This is a genomic window from Herbaspirillum sp. C9C3 (genome assembly GCF_013359625.1).
Lineage (GTDB): Bacteria > Pseudomonadota > Gammaproteobacteria > Burkholderiales > Burkholderiaceae_D > Herbaspirillum.
Genome location: NZ_JABFMQ010000001.1, coordinates 164,800 through 183,284, shown reverse-complemented (window position 1 = coordinate 183,284; position 18,485 = coordinate 164,800). Strand labels below are relative to the sequence as shown.

Below are 18,485 nucleotides of genomic sequence, written 5' to 3'. Positions count from 1 at the left end.
GTAACTTCATTATTTGAGGTAATTCAGCAAAGTCAGGCCACTGGTGGTGACGAAGACCTTCTGGGCTGCCGACAGATAGGTCTGCTTGAGCGTGAGGTCGCTGATCAGCTCGCTGGTATCGGAAAGATTGCGGCCCAGCAGGTTGTTGATGGTCTGGGTGTAGTTTTCCTTGTTGACCTCACCGGCCGCATCCAGGTTGTCCAGCTCGTTCTGGCGGGCACCGATGGACGCCTTGACGGTGGAGACGCTGCTGGCAATCGAGTCGATCTGGGTATTGAACTTGGCCAGGTTGCGCGACAGCGCTGCCTGGCTGCCCGCCACCGGCGTACGCGCCGCATCGGCAGCATCGGCCTGCAGCTTGAGCGCCGCCGTTTCGGTGAACTTGGCCTGATAGGTCGGATCGTCCGGCTTGAGGGCATCCAGTTCAGATTGTGCCGTCTTGTAGGCGGCAATCGGGGTCTGGCCGGAGCCGGCCGGATACACGAAATTGTTGGCAGCGGTCTCGTCGGCAGTGTTGGCCGCTTCGGTCACCGGCACGGACAGCACATTGATCATGTTGGTCATGGTCTTGAAGATATCCTGACCATTGCCCTGGAACACCGTCTGGCCCGAGGCGCTGATATCCATCTGGCGGGTCGAGTCGACCTGCAGCGTCATGGCGCCCTGGTCGCCGTTGTAGACCACGCCGCCGGTGCCGTCCAGGGTGAAGGGCTGGGTGGTGCTCTTGAAACCGGCGAAGATGTAATTGCCCTGGCCGTCCTGGGCATTGGCATAGCCCAGCACTTCGTTGAGGTTGCCCTTGATCTCGGAAGCCATGTTGATGCGCTCGGCATTCGAATACGAGGCATTGCCTGCAGTGATGACATTGGACTTGAGCTTGGTCAGCATGTTGGTCAGGCTGTCCAGGGTCCCCTGCACGGTCGACAGGGCGCTGTTGGCGTTCTGGCGATTGGTCTTGTACTGGTCGTTCAGGGCCGAGGTCTGGGTCATGTCCAGGGCGCGGGCGGCGGCCACCGGGTCGTCCGAGGGCAGCAAGACCTTCTGCTGCGCCGTCACCTGCTGGGTCAGCTTCAGGATCTGGCCCTGCATGCTGGTCAGGTCATTGTTGCTCGACTGATAGAGCATCTGGGTGCTGATACGCATGGTCATCTTCCTTTAACTGATTAGCTGCCCAGGGTGAGCAGGACATTGATCATGTCGCTGGCGGCCTGGATGATCTTGGCCGCAGCCTGGTACTGCTGCTGGTTGCGGATCATGTTGGCCAGTTCCTCGTCCTGGTTGACGCCGGACTCGGACTGCTGCTGGGTCTGGATCGCCGTCAGGCGCGATTTCTCGGCCGTATTGGTGACGTTGATCTCGTTGGTCTTGTTGCCGATGGTGGCCACCAGCTGCGAGTAGGAACCCTGGAAGCTGGTGCCATTGATGGTGTTGGCCGTCTGCAGGTTGGCCATGGCCAGCGCATTGCGATTGTCCGACGCCGCATTGGTGTTGGCCGAGATGGTGAACTGGTCGCCATTGGAGGGCTGGCCGGAGATCTGGAACTTCACACCGCTGATCTCGTAGGTATCGCCGGCCTTGTACGGGATGTTGGTATCACCCGCATTGATCGTGGTGGTCGTGCCGTCCAGATGGGTAATGGTGCCTGTACCTGGCGCTGCCGGCGACATGACGAACACCGGGGGCGTGGCCGTGCTGTCGTAGCTCAGCGTGGTGGGCTTGGTCAGCGGCGTGGTCGTGGTCAGGTAGTCCGCCGTCACCGAACCGGTACTGATGGTCGCCGTGCCCTTGTTGGCCGCCACCGGGGCAAAATTGAACGTGTCACCGGTGCTGGGCGTACCGGTCAGCGTATAGGTCACGCCGCCGCTGCTGATGGTCATGCCCGGCGTGTAATTGAACGCGGCCCCGCCCGTGGCCGTACCGGTGGTCCCGTCCGGGTTGGTATAGGTCACGTCCGGCGCAGGCGTATTGTTGGTCCAGGTGGCGGCCAGCTGGAGCTGGTTCGGCGTCACCGTGGTATCGAGTGTAGTGCTGAACGATACCGACGAACCCTGCTTGAACGAGCTCGGATCCAGCGAGGTGTTGGAAATGATCGCGTTGCCGGTGTTGCTGGCGCCGGTACTGGCGTTGACGTTGTTGGTCGCGTTGATCGAGGTCGAGATCGGCGCGGCCGTGGCCAGCAGTTGGGTATTGCTCAGCAGCAGCGAGAAGGCCGCAGCACCGTTGGCCGTCGGCTGGATCTTGTAGATATTGCCGCTGGCCATGGTCGGCGCGCCCGCCGGGGAGCCACCGTCGGAGTAGGTCACGCCGTCGAGCGTGACCGGAAAGTCGCCGGCGGCCTTGACGGTCTTGGTGTTGTCCGACAGACGCGTAAAGGTGTAGTTGGTGCCGTCGTAGGTCAGCGTGTAGTCACTCGTGCTCAGCGCCGAGGGGTCGCTGATGGTCGTCGTCAGGTTGGTGGTGCCGGTATTGGTCGGATAGCCGATCAGGTTGGGCGAACTGACGTTGAACATGTCGGTGCCCGCGTTACCGTTCTGGTCCAGCCCCAGCTTTTGCTGTTCATTGAACGCGGTCCCCATGGCGATGGCGATGCGGCCCAGGGCGTTCTGGGTCGGATCCAGGGTTTCCGTACGGTACTTCAGCAGGCCACCCAGACTGCCACCGTCATAGAAGAAGCTGTCGGGAATGGTCGCCGTGCCGCCACCGGGCAGCACCTGGCCGACCTGCAGACGAGAGACATCGGTGGGCGAATTGGTCACCGCCAGCTGGGTCACCTGGTCACCGGTCACCAGCGACTGGCCGGTGCCGATGAACACGCTCACCGCCCCGGTATCCTGCGGCACCGTGGTGATCTTGACGTACTTGTTGAGCTCCGCCACCAACTGGTCGCGCTGATCCAGCAGATCGTTGGGCTGCTGCCCGCCGCCGGTCCCCACGGCATTGACGATGGCCTGGTTCAACTGGGCGAGCTGTTGCGCGTAGGAATTGATGGTGGTCACCGTCGAGGTGATCTGACTGTTGACGCTGGCGCTGCTCTGGGCGAGCTGGTCGTTGATGCTGGACACGCGCGCCACCAGGGTCGACGCCTGCGACAGCACCGACTGGCGCGAGGCCTGGGTATTCGGGTTGGAGGCCAGATTCTGCACGGCCGCAAAGAAATCCTGCAGGGCCGGCGACAGACCGGCCTTGGTGTCGGCCACCGTGTTGTTGATCTGCGAGATCTCCGAGTAATACGAATCCAGCGAGCTCGCCGAGCTCTGCGAGGCCAGTGCCTGCTTGGTCAGGAAATCGTTGTAGATGCGCTTGATCTGGGTGACCTGGGCACCCTGGCCGACGAAGCCGTAGCCATAGTTGATGCCGCCGGCCGAGCTTTGCACGACTTCCTGGCGGTTGTAGCCGGGAGTGGTGGCGTTGGAGATGTTGTGGCTGGTGGTGGCCTGCGCCGCCATGGCCGCCTGCAACGCGCTTTGCCCGATACTGAAGATGTTAGTTGCCATGCTAGGTTGTCGTCCCTGAAAGCTTTTAGCGGAATAACCAAGTCAACGGCAGGATTGACCAAAACTTTAGCGGCTCCGGCCCGAATTTGTTTCCGGTCGGAACCGATGAGCTTGCCGCGCGATCATGCCCTGCGGCGGCGCGGGATCAGGCCGACAGTGAGGTACGGATGATGCGCGAGAGCTTTTCCGCATAGTGCGGATCGGTGGCATAACCGGCGCGCTGCAGGCCGTATGCGAAACCGTGGGCATCCTGGGCGCTGGCCAGGACCTTCTCGTAGCGCGGATTGCTGCGCAGCAAGTTGGCGTAATCCTTGAAGGCATCCGCATAGGAATCATAGGCGCGGAATTTTTCGACGCGCTTCTGCGGCTTGCCGTTGATGTATTCGATGGTGGTGGCCTCGACCACCTTGCCGGTCCAGTTGCCGGTCGCCTTGATACCGAACAGGTTGTGGGCGGAACGGCCGTCGCGGCTGACGATTTCCTTCTTGCCCCAGCCGGTTTCCAGCGCCGCCTGCGCCAGCATGAACTTGGCCGGGATGCCGGTCATCTTGCTGGCCAGTTCGGCATCGGCCTGCAAACGGTTCTGGAAGGCTTCCACATGGGCCGGCTTGTTGGAACTGCGGCGCTGCTTGTTGCGACCGTCCTGGTCCGTCCTCTCGGCGGTCTGCTGGCTGGCGAAGCTCTGGATGAACTTGGCGCGGTCGGCATCGCTCATTTCCTTGACCAGCGGGATGCCCATCGGCAGGCCATCATCGCCCGCAGCGGTATTGCCGTCCAGATCCTGGGCATCAGGCAGCTTCTTGGGCAGCGAGGCCGAGAGCTGGCGCGTGAGCACATCGGCCAGCCCGACCCCACGCTGGGCCAGGCTCTGGCTCAGTTGCTGGTCCAGCATGGAGGTAAACATCTTGGTCTGCTCGTTGTCGAACGGCCCATCCTGCGGCGTGGCATCCCGCATGCTCTTCATCACCATGTTCAGGAACATGGCCTCGAACTGCTTGGCGGCGCCCTTGATGGATTCCGGTGAATTCTGCTTGGCGGCCTCGCGCAGGCCATTCAGCCCATTCGCATCGACGGCAAGACTCTCGGTCGGATTGGATGGGTTGATCTTGTTGAGCATGGATGACCTTGGTGGAAAGCGTTGGATGTTGGATCGACCCGCAGCGTCAGATCACTTCGAGTTCGGCGCGCAAGGAACCGGCCGCCTTCATGGCCTGCAGGATCGCCAGCAAGTCCTGGGGAGTGGCGCCGATGGCGTTGAGCGCCTTGACCACGTCCGACAGCGAAGCACCGCCCTTCAACAGCATGACCTTGCCCGGCTCCTTGTTGATGGAGACCTGGGCATTCTGCACCCCCGCCGTCTGGCCACCGGCCAGGGCATTGGGCTGGCTGACCGCATTGTCGGCCTGGATCACTACCGACAGGTTGCCGTGCGAGACCGCGCAGGTCTCCAGCATCACGCTCTGGTTCATCACCACCGAGCCGGTACGGGCATTCAAGATCACCTTGGCCGCCAGCTTGCCGGGGGTGACATCCACGTTTTCCAGGGCACCGAGGAAGGCTACCCGGTCGCCACTGGAAATGGGCGCGCGCACGCGGATCACACGGCCATCCTGAGCCACGGCGGTATCGCTGCCGAAACGCTTGTTGAGCGCATCGACCACCCGGCTGGCAGTCGAGAAATCATAGTCATTGAGCTCCAGCACGACTGCGTCGCCGCCGCCGAGCGAACTGGGCACGGCCCGTTCCACGGTCGCTCCGCCGGAAATGCGGCCGGCCGACAGCTGGTTGACGATGGTGCTGCTGCCGGCAGCCGAACCGCCCGCACCGCCGATGACGATGTTGCCCTGGGCGATGGCGTAGATCTGGCCGTCAGCACCCTTCAGGGGGGCCATCAGCAGCGTGCCGCCACGCAGGCTCTTGGCATTGCCGATGGAGGACACCGTCACGTCGATCAACTGGCCCGGCTGGGCGAAGGCTGGCAAGGTGGCCGTGACCATGGCGGCAGCCACGTTCTTCAACTGCATGTTGCTGCTGGTGCCGGAGGGCACGTTCACGCCCAGCTGCTGCAGCATGCTGATGACGCTCTGCACCGTAAACGGCGTCTGCGTGGTCTGGTCGCCACTGCCATCCAGACCCACGACCAGGCCATAACCGACCAGCTGGTTCTGGCGCACGCCCTGGATGCTGGCCAGGTCCTTGAGACGCTCGGCATGGGCCGGCATGGCCGCTGCCAGGCACAGCGCTGCGACGGCTGCCGCCGAAAGCAGCTTGCTGCCCATCCTGATCATGTCCATGGCGAAAAATCCTTTCCGGGTCATTGCACTACTCCACATCAGAAAGGAGAAACGCTGAAGAAGAATCGGCCCAGCGAAGACATGAAGTCAGCCATGTCCACGCGGGTGTTGGTACGGTATTCGACTTTCGCATCCGCCACCAGCGTGGAGGAAACGGTGTTGCCGGTCTGGATGTTGTCGGGGCTGACAGTGCCGGAGAAGCGCACGTATTCCACGCCCTTGTCCAGTGACACCTGCTTTTCGCCCGAGACCACCAGGTTGCCGTTGGGCAGCACCTCCACCACCGTCACGCCGATGGTACCGGTGAAGGTGTTGCTGGAGGTCGTGGCGCCCTTGTCATCGAACTTGGAGGAGGAACTGCCGGAGGCCGACAATTCCTTGATCGAGGTGCCGAAGATGGTCGGTGCGGGCGAGGCCACTTCGCCGGTCTTGCTGGCCGAACTCGCGGCGGACTTGGCAGCACTGGTCTTCTCGTTGATGATGATGGTGAGCGTGTCACCGACCAAACGCGCGCGACGGTCTTCCAGCAAGGGGCGATAGACCGCCGACTGGAAAATCGCACCCGAGGTCGGCGGCGCGTAGGACGCCGGCTGCGGACGCGCCGTCTTGGGACCTGTCACGATACTGTCGGGAACGGTGGTGCAAGCACTCACGCTCAACACGCCCGCCATGGTGACCAATTTCAGCATGCTCTTCATCTCTGCCTCGTCCTTCTTCTGCTACCGACTACCTTGTTCAACATCCACTGCGCGAAGCCTTACAGCTGCGAAAGCTTGGCCAGCATCTGGTCGGACGTGGTGATGGCCTTGCTGTTGATTTCATAGGCGCGCTGTGTCTGGATCATGTTGACCAGCTCTTCCACCACGTTCACGTTGGAAGTTTCCACGTAACCCTGCCACAGGGCACCGGCACCGTTGGTCCCCGGGGTGTTCGGGTTGGGCGTACCGGAAGCGGCGGTTTCGACGTACAGGTTCTCGCCACGGCTTTCCAGGCCAGCCGGGTTGATGAAGGTGGCGACCTGGATGGTACCGATCTGCGTGGTAGCGGTGGAACCGGCCTGCATGATCGAGACGGTACCGTCACGGCCCACGGTCAGCTTGGTGGTGTTGAGCGGAATGGTGATCGGCGGCTGCAGGGTGTAGCCGCTGGAGGTCACCATCTGGCCCTGGCTGTCGGTCTGGAAGGAGCCATCGCGGGTGTAGGCGGTGGTGCCGTCGGGCAGCAGGATCTGGAAGAAGCCATTGCCCTGGATCGCCAGGTCCTTGTCATTGTTGGTCTGGTTGACGTTGCCCTGGGTGAAGATGCGTTCGGTTGCCACCGGACGCACGCCGGTACCGATCTGCAGGCCCGAGGGCAATTGCGTCTGCTGCGAAGACTGGGCACCAGGCTGGCGCACGGTCTGGTACAGCAGGTCTTCGAAGACAGCGCGCGAACGCTTGAAACCATTGGTGCTGACGTTGGCCAGGTTGTTGGAAATCACGTCCAGCTGCGTCTGTTGCGCATCCAGGCCGGTCTTGGAAATCCACAGGGAACGAATCATTTGTTTCTCCGGTAATCAGCGCTTGCGCTGCGGGTACATCATTGAGGTCAAGTGCGTGACCAGCATCAGGACAGCGTCAGGATCGAGGTCGCCTTGGTCGCATCGCTCTCGGCGGTCTGGATCACTTTCATGTTCATTTCGAACTGGCGCGACAGGTTGATCATGTTGACCATCGCTTCCACCACGTTCACGTTGCTGCCCTCCAGCGCACCGCTGGCCAGGCGCACGTTGGCGTCGGGCTGGGCGGCACCGGTGATGGTGCGAAACAGGCCGTCATCACCACGCTGGAGATTCTTGTCGTCCGGGTTGACCAGCTTGATACGACCCAGCACGTTGACCGCATTGGGAATGCCGTTGGTCGGGATCGAGGACACCGTGCCGTCGGCAGCAATGGCCACGGTGGTATCCGGCGGAATCGTGATCGGACCGGCGTCACCCTGTACGGACTGGCCGTTCTGGGTCTGCAGGATGCCGTTCTCGTTGATCTTGAAGCTGCCGTTGCGGGTGTAGGCTTCGCCACCGTCAGCGGTCTGCACCGCGATCCAGCCACGGCCCTGCACTGCCACATCCAGAGCACGGCCAGTATCCTGAATCGGCCCCTGGGAAAAATCGTTGCCGGCCGTGGAATCCACCACGAAGGCGCGCGTGGGCAGGCCCGGGCCCACCACCGGCGCCGAACGGAAGGTATTCAATTGGGCGCGAAAACCCGTGGTCGTGGCATTGGCCAGGTTGTTGCTGGCGCTGGCTTGCTGCTCAAGCGTGTGCTTGGCACCCGACATCGCTGTATAGATCAGACGATCCATATCACCCCTTAGTAATGGCGTCCATCCCTGGCGCCATCGGTTCAAACCGGCCACCGACGACGCCGGCAGCCTTGAAGCAGGCGCGCCGCACGGCGCGCCAGGCACATCCTGTGAAACTTATCAGCGCAGGCTGACCAGGGTCTGCAGCACGGTGTCCTGCACCTTGATGGTCTGCGAGTTGGCCTGGTAGACGCGCTGGGCCACGATCATGTTGACCAGCTCGGCGGTCAGGTCGACGTTGGAGTCTTCCACCGCACGCGCCTGCAGAGTGCCGAAGGTACCGGTGGTCGGCTTGCCCACCAGCGCGCTGCCGGCTGCGCCGGTAGCCTGGTACAGGTTGTTGCCCAGCGGCTGCAGGCCGTTCGGGTTGGCGAAGTTCACCAGCACCACGGTACCCAGGTTCTTGGTCTGCTGATTGCTGTAGGAGCCGACGATGGAACCGTCCTTGTCGATCGAGAAACTGGACAGGGTGCCGGGCGGCATGCCGTTCTGGCTCTGCGCCAGGTTCACGAAGGCCGAACCGGTCTGGGTCGAGCCGGTATAGCTGAGCGAGATGGCGCTGGCAAAGTTGCCGCCGCCGGCAGCCACATCGGAGTTCGCGCCGGTCGCGGTGAGGTCGATGCTCATCGTGCCGCCGCTGATGAGCGCACCGGTGGAATCGAATGTCATCGTGCCCAGGGACAGCGGGACCGAACCGCCGCTGGTGGTCACCAGGGTCTTGTCACCCACCTTGGCGTAGACGTCCCAGCTGGTGGTGGGCGGCGTCACGGTGGTGTCCGGGTCGTGCTTGACGTAGTAGGTCTGGACGCTGTACGGATTACCCAGGCTGTCGTAGATGGTCACGCCCGTGGAATTGTTGTAGGTCGTCGGATCGGCCGCATTGAACGGCGTGGTGGTCGGCGTATCGAGGCGCGAATCCAGGTTCACCTTGGTGGTGATGGAAGTCGTCGTGGTGGCCGGAATGGCCGAGGTATCGATCTGCAGCGCAACCGGGTCCCCTCCCGAGGTACCGGCCGCCCAGCCCATCAGGTAAGCGCCGTTCATGCTGGGATTGACGATGTAGCCATTCTTGTCCAGCTGGAACTGGCCGTTGCGGCCGTACATCGGCGACAGGTCGGTCAGCGACGGAGCCACCTGGAAGAAGCCATCGCCATTGATGGCGATATCCAGAGGATTGTTGGACGAACTGATGTTGCCCTGGGTGAACTGTTGTGCCACGTTGGCGACGGTCACGCCGATGCCCACCGGCGAATTGCCGGAACGGTTCATCGAATTGGCATACATATCGGCAAACTGCGTCTGCGACTGCTTGAAACCCACCGTGCTGGCGTTGGCCACGTTATTACCGATGACGTCCAGGCTCTTGGCTGCGCCGTTCAGTCCGCTCAGACCTTGTTGAAAACTCATGAGATATCCCCTTGTTCCGAATGTTGTCGGTAATGACGATTAAAGAATTTGCACGACGTCGGTCGGCTTGATGGTGCCGATGTTGGAGACGTTGAGCTTGACGCCGTCCGACGCAGTCGAGACGCTTGATACTGTGCCGAAGGACAAGGTCGAGGCACTCACCGCCGTACCGTTGTTGGAGGCGCTGACCGTGAAGGTGTAGTTGCCATCGGCCACCTTGCCGCCGGTGTTGTTGGTGCCATCCCAGATCACCGGCACCACGCCGGCCGCCTGGGTACCGAGATCGGTGGTATGCACCACGGCGCCGGTGGAATCCTTGATGGTCACCACCACCGAGGAAGCAGTACCGGAGAGGTTCACGCCGAAGACGGCCTTCTGGCTGGTGACATCATTGCCGCTGCTGTCCTTGGTGGTATCGGAGGTCAGCTGGATGCTGTTGCCCGGGGCCAGCACGCTGTGACCGATCATGTTGGCCGTGGACAGTGCCTGCGAGGAATTGAGATTGCCCATCAGCGTGGACAGCGAGTTGTTCAACTGGCTGATACCCGAGACGGTCGAGAGCTGCGCCATCTGGGTGGTGAGCTGCGAGTTGTCCATCGGGTTGCTGGGATCCTGGTTCTTCATCTGCGCGATCAGCAGCGTCAGGAAGCGATTCTGGATCGCGTCCGGGCTGTTGTCGTCCAGACTGGAAGAGCTGGTGGTGGTGGACGAGCTGCTGCTCGTACCATTCATTGCGGTGAGCAGGTCACTGGAGACGATTGCCATGATTCAGGTCCTGGTTATTGGCCGATGGTAAGGGTCTTGACGAGCATGGCCTTGGCCGTGTTCATCGTTTCCACATTGGTCTGGTAAGAGCGCGAAGCCGAGATCATGTTGACCATTTCCTCGACCGGATTGACGTTGGGCATGGCCACGTAGCCATTGCCATCGGCCATGGGATGCTTGGGGTCATAGACCAGCTTGGGCGGGGCCTGGTCCTCGACCACGGCCGCGACCTTCACGCCGCTGTCCTTGACCCCGCCCACGGGAATGGCTTCGAACACCACCTGCTTGGCCTTGTAGGGCGTTCCGTCGGGGCTGGTGGCACTGTCGGCGTTGGCGATGTTGCTGGCCGTGGCATTGAGCCGCTGGGCCTGGGCGCTCATGGCCGAGCCGGCCACGTTGAAGATGTTGGAAAGAGACATGGTTTATCAACCCGGTTGGATGGCGTTCAACATGGCCTTGATCTGGCCGTTCACGGCAGTGACGCCGGCTTCGTAGCGAAGGCCGTTGTCGACGAATTCATTGCGTTCCACGTCCAGATCGACCGTGTTGCCGTCCACGCTGCCCTGGGCCGGCGTACGGTACTGCAAGGGCGAACCGCCGATGCTGCCCGGACCATTGTCGGGCGCGGTACCGGCCACGTGGGCCGCGGCAGTGCGCTCCAGCTGCAGGGGCGGCAGGGTGGTGCTCTTGCTGTCCAGCGCATTCTTGAGCGCATCGGCAAAGTTGACGTCACGCGCCTTGTAGTTGGGCGTGTCCGCATTGGCGATGTTGGACGCCAGCACTTGCTGGCGCTGGGCCCGCAGGTTCAGCGCCATCTCGTTGAAACGGAAAAAATCGTCGAGCTTAGAGACCATCGGGTCCTCCGGAAATACCGTCGCTGCGCCGCTCTCGCCTGCCCTTGCCTGGCCGCTTGCGGACTGCGCCGATGATGGAATTACGTAGGCTTGATCATACGTTCGGTCCCCGGACTCTAAGGGGCGATAAAGAGAGAAAAGCCTCCCCTGTTTGCGCTTTTGACCTCGCGCGCGCGAAGTAACATCACTGCCAAGATTCGCCTACGCCCTGCCGGCAAGTTGCACAACATGAAACACCTGAACCACCCCTTGCGCGCCCTGCGCCGCACCTTCGCCGCCCTGGCCCTGCTGGCAGCCGGCCTGGCGACGCTTGCGCCCGCACACGCCCAGATCAGCGCCAACGGCGCCAGCACGGCCAATACTCCCAATACGCCGCAAAAGCAGGACTTATCAGCCTTGCAACAAGTGGCGGAAGAATTCCTGAAAGGCCAGACCTCGGGCCTGCCCGGCAGCGTCACGGTCACCATCGACCCGGTCGATACACGCCTCACACTGGCGGCCTGCCTGGAACCGCAAGCCTTCATGCCCAATGGCGGCCGCCTGTTCGGCCGCACCACGGTCGGCGTCAAGTGCGTGGCGCCCTCCCCCTGGACCATTTACCTGCGCGCCAACGTCCAGGTGATCTCGGATTACCTGGTCGCCGCCGTACCGCTGGCCCAGGGCCAGACCATCAGCGCCAGTGACGTCACCCGCATCCACGGTGACATGTCGACCCTGCCCAGCGGGGTCGTCACCGAAGAATCGCAAGTGGTCGGCCGGGTGGCCAACATGTCTCTGCGCGCCGGCACGCCCCTGCGCCTGGATGCCATCCGCAACCAGCGCGTAGTGCAGCAGGGCCAGGCGGTGCGTGTGGTTTCGACGGGACCGGGTTTCCAGATCTCCACCGAAGCACGCGCCCTGACCAATGCCAACGAAGGCCAGATGGCCCAGGCCCGCACGGCAACCGGCCAGGTCGTCAGCGGCATTGCCAAGGCCGGCGGGATCCTGGAAATCAATTATTGAGCCGGCCAGGCCGGTTTCTTTATTGATATGAAGCAATTTCCCGGAGAGCAACGCCCAGGCGGAACGCAGCGGATCGCCCTGGCAGGAATGTGAAGAAAAGTACCCGAAATGCGCTGATTTCAGGTGCGGGAATGTTAAAGTTTGCCCAGAACTGGTCGATAATCCATACGACAGGCGGGTGCGCTGCGCCCCCACCCTACAAGGAATACTGCCGTGAACGTTAACGACGCCCTCAAATCCGCTGCCCTCAACACCGAGCAGACGCAGACGCAAGCCCGCACCACCGCCCAGGGCGGCGCTGCCGCCGGCAACGGCGCGGCTGCCACCGCCGCCACCTCGGACAGCGTGCGCCTGTCCAGCACCTACCAGGCGCTGGAAACCAAGGGCGACAGCAAGAGCAGCAGCTTTGACGCCAAGAAAGTGGCCGAGATCAAGGCCGCCATTGCCAATGGCACCTTCCAGATCGATCCCGAGAAGGTCGCCAATGGCCTGATCGATACCGTCAAGACCCTCATCAGCGCCCGCCCGGCCTGATCACCTTTCGTTTTTGCAGAGGATCTTTCGCATGAATCCGGCCAGCAAACTGTCCCAGGAACACGCTGCCATGTCGCGCCTGGTGGAAAAACTGACCCAGGAACAGGCTCTGCTGGCCGAAGCCACTGCGGAAGGGCTGACCGACATCATTTCCGAAAAAGCTGCCATCGTTGCTGAAATGTCCACCCTGGCTGGCAACCGTCATGCCTTGCTGGGTACGCTGGGCTACAGCGCAGATGAAGCCGGCATGCAGAAGTGGATGAATGAACAGGCCAGCGAGGCCGACCGCGATCTCTGGGCCGGCCTCTTCGAACTGGCCCAGGATGCCAAGGAACTGAACCGCGTCAATGGCCTGCTGATCGGCAAGAAGCTCTCCATCAACCAGAGCGCACTCACGATTCTGCAAGGCAAGACCGGCACTGGCAATTTCTATGGCCCCGACGGTCAGAACAGCATCAAATCCTCGGGCCGTCGACTGGGTGTGGTGTAACGCTTCCCGCTCAGGCGCGGTGACCAGCAAAAAGCCCGGCATGGCCGGGCTTTGTCGTTAACGTGTCTGCAAATGTGGCATCGGCAAATACGGCATGCTGCTCATTGTCGTACTGCGGACTCAGGCCACCCCGCTCCAGGAATGCTCGCGCAGATAGGTACGCATGCGCGAAATCGCCTGGCTGTGCAGCTGGCATACGCGCGATTCGGAGACACCCATGACCGCACCGATTTCCTTGAGGTTCATTTCCTGCTCGTAGTACAGCGCCATGAGGAGCTGCTCACGCTCGGGCAGGGCCTTGATGGAATCCACCACTGCTTCACGGAAACCGCCGTTGATCAGGCTCTGCAGCGGATCATCCTCACCCTCGCCGGTCTGATAGCGGTCCAGGAAGTGCTCATGACCGCCCTCGTCGTCGTGAAAGTCCTCGTAATAAATCAGTTGATGGCCACCACAGTCGGTCAGCAGGGCCTGGTAATCGCTCAGACTGATCTTCATGTGCTGCGCCACTTCCGCCTCCTGCGGCTGGCGGCCCAGTTGCTGCAGCAGGGTCTGCATGGCCTCTTCCACCTTGCGCGCATTCTGGCGGATGCTGCGCGGCAGCCAGTCGCTGCTGCGCAGTTCGTCGAGCATGGCGCCACGGATACGCTGCACGGCATAGGTCTCAAACTGCGCGCCATGGGTTTCCTCATAGCGGTTGACGGCGTCGAGCAGGCCCATCATGCCGGCCTGGATCAGGTCGTCCACCTCTACGCTGGGGGGCAGCTTGGCCTTGAGCTGATGCGCCAGCTTCCTGACCAGCGGCGCATGCTGCTCCAGCACGTCGTTCTTGCCCTTTTTTCCCTTGACGTTATACATGCACGTCACACTCCCAGGCTGGCACCGTCGGTGGCCATGCGGTAGCTGCTGCCGGTCGCGTCCGGGGTCGCCGTAAAGCGCTTGGAGAGGCGCTGGAACGCCAGCGCCGCCCCGGCGAAGGGAAACACGTCCATCACTGCCCGGCCCTGCCCGGTGGCCCGGCGGATATGGTCATCGGCCGGAATCGACCCCATGAAATTCAATTGCGCCGCCAGGTAACGGCTGGCAGCCTGGGCCATGTTGGCATAGACGGTGCGGGCTTCGGCTTCGGTGGCATCGTTGACGATGAGACTGAAGGGACGGCGACCGATACGGTCGCTCAGGCTCTTCAGGAGCACATAGGCCGATTTGATCGACGAGGCCGTGGTCGACACCTGAATCACGATCTCACCCATTTCCATGGTCGGCACCGGCAGCGACAGGTCGCGCGCCAGCACGCCATTGACCAGGGTGATCTCGGCCTGGCCGATCAGGCTGTCGAAGATCTCGGCCAGCCGTCCTGCGTGCGGGTCGGTGGCCGAAGGAACGCTGCGGCGGGCGATGCGCGCCATCGAAAATCCTTCCGGCAGCAGACGAGTAGCCTCGATCAAGGGACGCTCCATGCGCGCCACCTCCTGCAGCGTGGCCACGTCATGGCGCAAGCCGATGCGCGTCAACAGTCCGGTACTGGCCACGTCGCCATCCACGACCAGCACACTGTGCTTGGCCTGGGACAGCGAGGCCGCCAGGTTGATGAGCATGGCGCTCTTCTCTTCCTCGCCGAGGACGGAGAAGAAGGTAAACAGTCGCGGCACCGGCCTTTCCAGCATCCGGCGCAGTCCTGCTGCCTGGTCGATGTCGTAACTAGCCAAAGCTCACCTCGCGCAGGCCCTTGTCATTCATCGACATCGCGGTCGGCCCGATCACGCCCGGCAACTCGCCCTCCTGGAACTCGAAGGGCGCGGTTTCGCGCTTCTGCTTGAAGGCGCGGTCGGCCAGATACAGCTTGTTGGCCACGTGCAGATCTTCCGGCACGCGCTGACCATTGGCGACGTAATGCAGATTGAGCTTGTGGCGGATCACCACATCGAGCACATTGCCGATGGTGGCGGCTTCATCGAGTTTGGTGATGATGCAGCCGGCCAGACCGGAGCTGGAATAGGCATGCACTACTTCGTTCAGGGTCCCGCCGGTGGCGGTGGCGTTCAGGCACAGCAGGCGCTTGATGTCCACGCCGGCACCGGCCAGCATGGCGTCCTGCTCGGCCACCATCTGATCGCGCTGGCCCACGCCGGCGGTGTCGATCAGCACGGTGTGCTTGCCTTTCAACTCTTCCAGAGCGATGCGCAGGTCGGTCTCATCCTTGACCGAGTGCACCATCACGCCCAGGATCTTGCCGTAGATGCGCAGTTGTTCGTAACCGCCGATGCGGTAGCCGTCGGTGGTGATCAGGGCCAGCTTGCCGGAGCCGTGGCGCATCACGCAGCGCGCCGCCAGCTTGGCGGTGGTGGTGGTCTTGCCCACGCCGGTGGGGCCGACCAGGGCGAAGACGCCGCCGTTTTCGAGCAGCTCGTTTTCGTTGGCCAGGGTATTGAGGTTGCGTGCCAGCACCGACTTGACCCAGAACATGATGTCCTGCGACTTCGAGTTGGCGGGCAGGTTTTCGGTAATCAGACGCGACAGGCTGGCCGAAAAACCGGCCGCCAGCATTTCCTTGAGGACTACACCCTTGAGCGGGTCGCGCTTCTGCGTGCCGCCCCAGGAAATCTCGGCCAACTGGGTTTCCAGTACACCGCGCATGGAGCGGATTTCACTCATGACCTCGGACAGGATTTCATCATAGTCCTTGCCATCGAATTCGGGCAGCGCCGAGCGCGGGCGCATATCCTGCTCGCCGGACTCCTGCGCCTGCTGCGCCGAGGTCGCTGCCCGGCCGCCAGCGGCCTGCTCGGCGCGGCGGCTGCGCCAGACGCGGGCGTCGCTGGCCGATGCAGGTTCTGCCGCGCGCGCCGGGGTACGCGCCTGGGCGGGCTGATCCAGTAGTGGCGCGTTCTCGGGGCGTGCTGCGCGAGTGGGCTGCTGCGCCACCGGGGAGGACAGCAGGGCCGGACGCCGCGGCTGCTGGGCGCTGGGCAAGCCCGACTGCTGCTGCAGCGAAGCCGCCTGGGCACGTCCGTTCGGATCGCGCGCGCCGGTCGGCGCCACCAGGGTGGTCATGTCCTCGTTGGCCATGGCCAGGATCTCCACCCCGTCAGGAATGTTGCGGTTGGAGAGAATGACGGCATCCGGACCAAGCGCCTCGCGAACCTGGCGCCAGGCCTCGCGAGAAGAATTGGCGATAAATTTCTTGACGTTCATGCTTGCCCTCCAACTAGGCTGGTAACTTTAATCGTTTTCGACTCGGGGACTTCAGCGTGCGACAGCACGCGCAACTGCGGCATGGCGCGGCGCAAGAAGCGCGCCAGCAAGGTCCGCAGCGGTGCACCGACCAGCAGCACCGGCGCCAGGCCCATCTGTTCCTGGCGTTGCGCGGCCATCTCGGTCTGCTGTACCAGCGAATCGGCCAGGCCCGGCTCGATACCGCCGGTCTCGCCGCTGGCTTGCAGTGCCTGCATGAGCAGGCGTTCGAGCTTGGAATCGAGGGCCATGACGGCCAGCTCGTTCTCGCCCGGGAAAATCTGTTGCACGATGGCCCGGCCCAAGGCAATCCGCACAATCGCCGTGAGGTCGGTCGGGTCCTGAATGCGCGCGGCATGCTCGGCCAATGTTTCGATGATAGTGCGCATATCGCGGATATGCACCCCTTCCAGCAAGAGGTTTTGCAAGACCTTCTGCAGGGTGCCCAGCGGCAGCATCTTGGGCACCAGGTCTTCCACCAGCTTGGGGGCTTCCTTGGCCAGGTGGTCCAGCAGGCTCTGCACTTCCTGGCGGCCCAGCAGCTCGGCGGCATGGGTGGTGATGAGGTGATTGAGGTGGGTCGCCACCACGGTGCCGGCATCGACCACGGTATAACCCATGGTGGAAGCCTGTTCGCGCAGGCCGCTGTCGATCCACACGGCCGGCAGGCCGAAGGCCGGGTCCGAGGTCATCATGCCCGGCAGCGGACCGGTCACCATGCCGGGATTGATGGCCAGGTACTGGCCGGCATGTGCCTCGCCATTGCCCACTTCCACGCCCTTCAAGGTGATGCGATAGGCCGAGGGTTTCAGTTCCAGGTTGTCGCGGATATGAATCGGCGGCGACAGGAAACCGACCTCCTGGGCGAACTTCTTGCGGATACCCTTGATGCGCTTGAGCAGTTCCCCGCCCTGCCCCTTGTCCACCAGCGGAATGAGGCGATAACCCACTTCCAGGCCCAGGGTATCGACCGGCATGACGTCGTTCCAGGTGGCCTCCTCGGCCTCGGAGGGCGCGGCGGCCGAAGCCGCTGCCTGGGGCGCCGACGCAGCAGCCTCGGTCTTGGCCTTTTCGGTACGCTTGCCGATGGCATAAGCGCCGCCCCCCATGGCCGCCGCCAGCAGCAGGAAGGCAATGTGCGGCATGCCCGGGATCATGCCCATGCCGCCGATGATGATGGCGGTGATGTAGAGTACCTCCGGCTTGGCGAAGAGCTGATTGATCAGCTGTCCGCCCACGTCCTGATCGTTGGCCACGCGCGAGACCACCACACCGGCGGCCGTCGAGATGATCAGCGAGGGAATCTGCGCCACCAGGCCGTCACCGATGGCCAGCAACGTGTAGTTCTTCAGGGCTGCATCGAAGGCCAGGTCATGCTGCACCATGCCCACCACCAGGCCGCCGACGATGTTGACCACGGTCACGATGATGCCGGCGATGGCGTCACCGCGCACATACTTGGAGGCACCGTCCATGGCGCCGTAGAACTCGGACTCCTGCGCCACTTCCTTGCGGCGGGCGCGCGCCTCGGGCTCACCGATGAGGCCGGCGTTGAGGTCGGCGTCGATGGCCATCTGCTTGCCGGGCATGGCGTCCAGGGTGAAGCGTGCGCCCACTTCGGCGATACGACCGGCACCCTTGGTCACCACCATGAAGTTGATGATGGTCAGGATCACGAACACCACGATACCGACGGTGTAATTGCCACCGATGAGGAAGTGACCGAAGGCCTCGATCACCTTGCCGGCCGCATCCGGGCCGGTATGTCCTTCGGTGAGCACGATACGGGTGGAGGCCACGTTGAGCGACAGGCGCAGCATGGTCGACACCAGCAGCACCGCCGGGAAGGCGATGAAGTCCAGTGGCTTGACGGTGTAGAGCGCAGTCATCAGCACGATCACCGACAGCGAGATGTTGAAGCTGAACAGCAGATCCAGCATGAAGGCCGGCAAGGGCAGCACCATCATCGCCAGCATCATGATGATGAGGATGGGCGCCGCCAGCGCCCGACCATTCTTGATCGGGACCCAGGCCGGGATTTTCATGGTGTTGAGTTTGGTTGCCATTG

18 protein-coding genes are annotated in these 18,485 nt (G+C 62.7%); 3 read left to right on the top strand and 15 right to left on the bottom strand.

The window, feature by feature from the left end; genetic code table 11:
* Positions 1-9: 9 nt before the first annotated feature.
* The 11 genes from flgL to flgB all read right to left on the bottom strand — a co-directional run bounded on the left by flgL (position 10) and on the right by flgB (position 11,157).
* Positions 10-1,143, bottom strand: coding sequence for a flagellar hook-associated protein FlgL (gene flgL / locus HNO82_RS00885; RefSeq protein WP_175342441.1), 1,134 nt, complete (start codon positions 1,141-1,143; stop codon positions 10-12).
* Positions 1,144-1,163: 20 nt separating this feature from the next.
* Positions 1,164-3,494 carry a flagellar hook-associated protein FlgK gene (flgK, locus tag HNO82_RS00880; protein WP_008328156.1) on the bottom strand — a complete coding sequence of 777 codons (2,331 nt, stop codon included), beginning with the start codon at positions 3,492-3,494 and terminating at the stop codon, positions 1,164-1,166.
* A gap of 145 nt (positions 3,495-3,639) precedes the next feature.
* A complete protein-coding gene (gene flgJ, locus HNO82_RS00875) occupies positions 3,640-4,611 on the bottom strand; it encodes a flagellar assembly peptidoglycan hydrolase FlgJ (RefSeq protein WP_175342440.1) in 972 nt (323 codons plus the stop codon).
* 46 nt (positions 4,612-4,657) lie between these two features.
* Entirely contained in the window at positions 4,658-5,788 is a 1,131-nt protein-coding gene (locus HNO82_RS00870) for a flagellar basal body P-ring protein FlgI (protein ID WP_008328152.1), read from the bottom strand.
* Positions 5,789-5,826: 38 nt separating this feature from the next.
* The gene (locus HNO82_RS00865; RefSeq protein WP_175342439.1) at positions 5,827-6,486 is read right to left on the bottom strand and encodes a flagellar basal body L-ring protein FlgH; all 660 of its coding nucleotides are present in this window, start codon (positions 6,484-6,486) and stop codon (positions 5,827-5,829) included.
* Between the two features lie 59 nt (positions 6,487-6,545).
* On the bottom strand, positions 6,546-7,328 hold the full coding sequence (gene flgG, locus HNO82_RS00860; RefSeq protein ID WP_008328148.1) for a flagellar basal-body rod protein FlgG: 783 nt from the start codon (positions 7,326-7,328) through the stop codon (positions 6,546-6,548).
* 65 nt (positions 7,329-7,393) lie between these two features.
* The gene (flgF, locus tag HNO82_RS00855) at positions 7,394-8,131 is read right to left on the bottom strand and encodes a flagellar basal-body rod protein FlgF (protein WP_008328146.1); all 738 of its coding nucleotides are present in this window, start codon (positions 8,129-8,131) and stop codon (positions 7,394-7,396) included.
* A 120-nt stretch (positions 8,132-8,251) separates the two neighbouring features.
* Entirely contained in the window at positions 8,252-9,538 is a 1,287-nt protein-coding gene (gene flgE / locus HNO82_RS00850) for a flagellar hook protein FlgE (protein WP_008328143.1), read from the bottom strand.
* A 39-nt stretch (positions 9,539-9,577) separates the two neighbouring features.
* Positions 9,578-10,303, bottom strand: coding sequence for a flagellar hook assembly protein FlgD (locus HNO82_RS00845; RefSeq protein ID WP_008328141.1), 726 nt, complete (start codon positions 10,301-10,303; stop codon positions 9,578-9,580).
* A 14-nt stretch (positions 10,304-10,317) separates the two neighbouring features.
* Positions 10,318-10,722 (bottom strand): flagellar basal body rod protein FlgC, encoded by a 405-nt coding sequence (gene flgC, locus HNO82_RS00840; protein ID WP_008328139.1) that lies wholly within the window; start codon positions 10,720-10,722, stop codon positions 10,318-10,320.
* Positions 10,723-10,728: 6 nt separating this feature from the next.
* Positions 10,729-11,157 (bottom strand): flagellar basal body rod protein FlgB, encoded by a 429-nt coding sequence (gene flgB, locus HNO82_RS00835; protein ID WP_008328136.1) that lies wholly within the window; start codon positions 11,155-11,157, stop codon positions 10,729-10,731.
* Positions 11,158-11,385: 228 nt separating this feature from the next.
* On the opposite strand from flgB, the gene flgA reads away from it, so the two are divergent.
* From flgA to HNO82_RS00820, 3 genes are all read left to right on the top strand, one after another.
* Positions 11,386-12,159 carry a flagellar basal body P-ring formation chaperone FlgA gene (gene flgA / locus HNO82_RS00830; protein WP_175342438.1) on the top strand — a complete coding sequence of 258 codons (774 nt, stop codon included), beginning with the start codon at positions 11,386-11,388 and terminating at the stop codon, positions 12,157-12,159.
* A 213-nt stretch (positions 12,160-12,372) separates the two neighbouring features.
* The gene (gene flgM / locus HNO82_RS00825) at positions 12,373-12,693 is read left to right on the top strand and encodes a flagellar biosynthesis anti-sigma factor FlgM (RefSeq protein ID WP_175342437.1); all 321 of its coding nucleotides are present in this window, start codon (positions 12,373-12,375) and stop codon (positions 12,691-12,693) included.
* A 31-nt stretch (positions 12,694-12,724) separates the two neighbouring features.
* Positions 12,725-13,183 (top strand): flagella synthesis protein FlgN, encoded by a 459-nt coding sequence (locus tag HNO82_RS00820; RefSeq protein ID WP_175342436.1) that lies wholly within the window; start codon positions 12,725-12,727, stop codon positions 13,181-13,183.
* 120 nt (positions 13,184-13,303) lie between these two features.
* Here HNO82_RS00820 and HNO82_RS00815 read toward each other — a convergent pair whose 3' ends face one another.
* The 4 genes from HNO82_RS00815 to flhA are packed head-to-tail and all read right to left on the bottom strand — an operon-like array spanning position 13,304 to position 18,483.
* Positions 13,304-14,041: an RNA polymerase sigma factor FliA gene (locus HNO82_RS00815; RefSeq protein ID WP_175342435.1), complete on the bottom strand. Its 738-nt coding sequence runs from the start codon at positions 14,039-14,041 to the stop codon at positions 13,304-13,306.
* A gap of 5 nt (positions 14,042-14,046) precedes the next feature.
* Positions 14,047-14,850: a MinD/ParA family ATP-binding protein gene (locus HNO82_RS00810; protein WP_008328129.1), complete on the bottom strand. Its 804-nt coding sequence runs from the start codon at positions 14,848-14,850 to the stop codon at positions 14,047-14,049.
* A 34-nt stretch (positions 14,851-14,884) separates the two neighbouring features.
* Positions 14,885-16,378, bottom strand: coding sequence for a flagellar biosynthesis GTPase FlhF (flhF, locus tag HNO82_RS00805; protein WP_008328127.1), 1,494 nt, complete (start codon positions 16,376-16,378; stop codon positions 14,885-14,887).
* On the bottom strand, positions 16,375-18,483 hold the full coding sequence (gene flhA, locus HNO82_RS00800) for a flagellar biosynthesis protein FlhA (protein WP_175342434.1): 2,109 nt from the start codon (positions 18,481-18,483) through the stop codon (positions 16,375-16,377). The genes flhF and flhA overlap by 4 nt, the downstream gene beginning before the upstream one ends.
* Positions 18,484-18,485 lie beyond the last annotated feature (2 nt).

Coding starts and splice junctions, on each gene's coding strand:
- flgL (WP_175342441.1), bottom strand. CDS start 1,143: ATGCGTATCAGCACCCAGATGCTCTATCAGTCGAGCAACAATGACCTG.
- flgK (WP_008328156.1), bottom strand. CDS start 3,494: ATGGCAACTAACATCTTCAGTATCGGGCAAAGCGCGTTGCAGGCGGCC.
- flgJ (WP_175342440.1), bottom strand. CDS start 4,611: ATGCTCAACAAGATCAACCCATCCAATCCGACCGAGAGTCTTGCCGTC.
- HNO82_RS00870 (WP_008328152.1), bottom strand. CDS start 5,788: ATGGACATGATCAGGATGGGCAGCAAGCTGCTTTCGGCGGCAGCCGTC.
- HNO82_RS00865 (WP_175342439.1), bottom strand. CDS start 6,486: ATGAAGAGCATGCTGAAATTGGTCACCATGGCGGGCGTGTTGAGCGTG.
- flgG (WP_008328148.1), bottom strand. CDS start 7,328: ATGATTCGTTCCCTGTGGATTTCCAAGACCGGCCTGGATGCGCAACAG.
- flgF (WP_008328146.1), bottom strand. CDS start 8,131: ATGGATCGTCTGATCTATACAGCGATGTCGGGTGCCAAGCACACGCTT.
- flgE (WP_008328143.1), bottom strand. CDS start 9,538: ATGAGTTTTCAACAAGGTCTGAGCGGACTGAACGGCGCAGCCAAGAGC.
- HNO82_RS00845 (WP_008328141.1), bottom strand. CDS start 10,303: ATGGCAATCGTCTCCAGTGACCTGCTCACCGCAATGAATGGTACGAGC.
- flgC (WP_008328139.1), bottom strand. CDS start 10,722: ATGTCTCTTTCCAACATCTTCAACGTGGCCGGCTCGGCCATGAGCGCC.
- flgB (WP_008328136.1), bottom strand. CDS start 11,157: ATGGTCTCTAAGCTCGACGATTTTTTCCGTTTCAACGAGATGGCGCTG.
- flgA (WP_175342438.1), top strand. CDS start 11,386: ATGAAACACCTGAACCACCCCTTGCGCGCCCTGCGCCGCACCTTCGCC.
- HNO82_RS00820 (WP_175342436.1), top strand. CDS start 12,725: ATGAATCCGGCCAGCAAACTGTCCCAGGAACACGCTGCCATGTCGCGC.
- HNO82_RS00815 (WP_175342435.1), bottom strand. CDS start 14,041: ATGTATAACGTCAAGGGAAAAAAGGGCAAGAACGACGTGCTGGAGCAG.
- HNO82_RS00810 (WP_008328129.1), bottom strand. CDS start 14,850: ATGCTGGAAAGGCCGGTGCCGCGACTGTTTACCTTCTTCTCCGTCCTC.
- flhF (WP_008328127.1), bottom strand. CDS start 16,378: ATGAACGTCAAGAAATTTATCGCCAATTCTTCTCGCGAGGCCTGGCGC.
- flhA (WP_175342434.1), bottom strand. CDS start 18,483: ATGGCAACCAAACTCAACACCATGAAAATCCCGGCCTGGGTCCCGATC.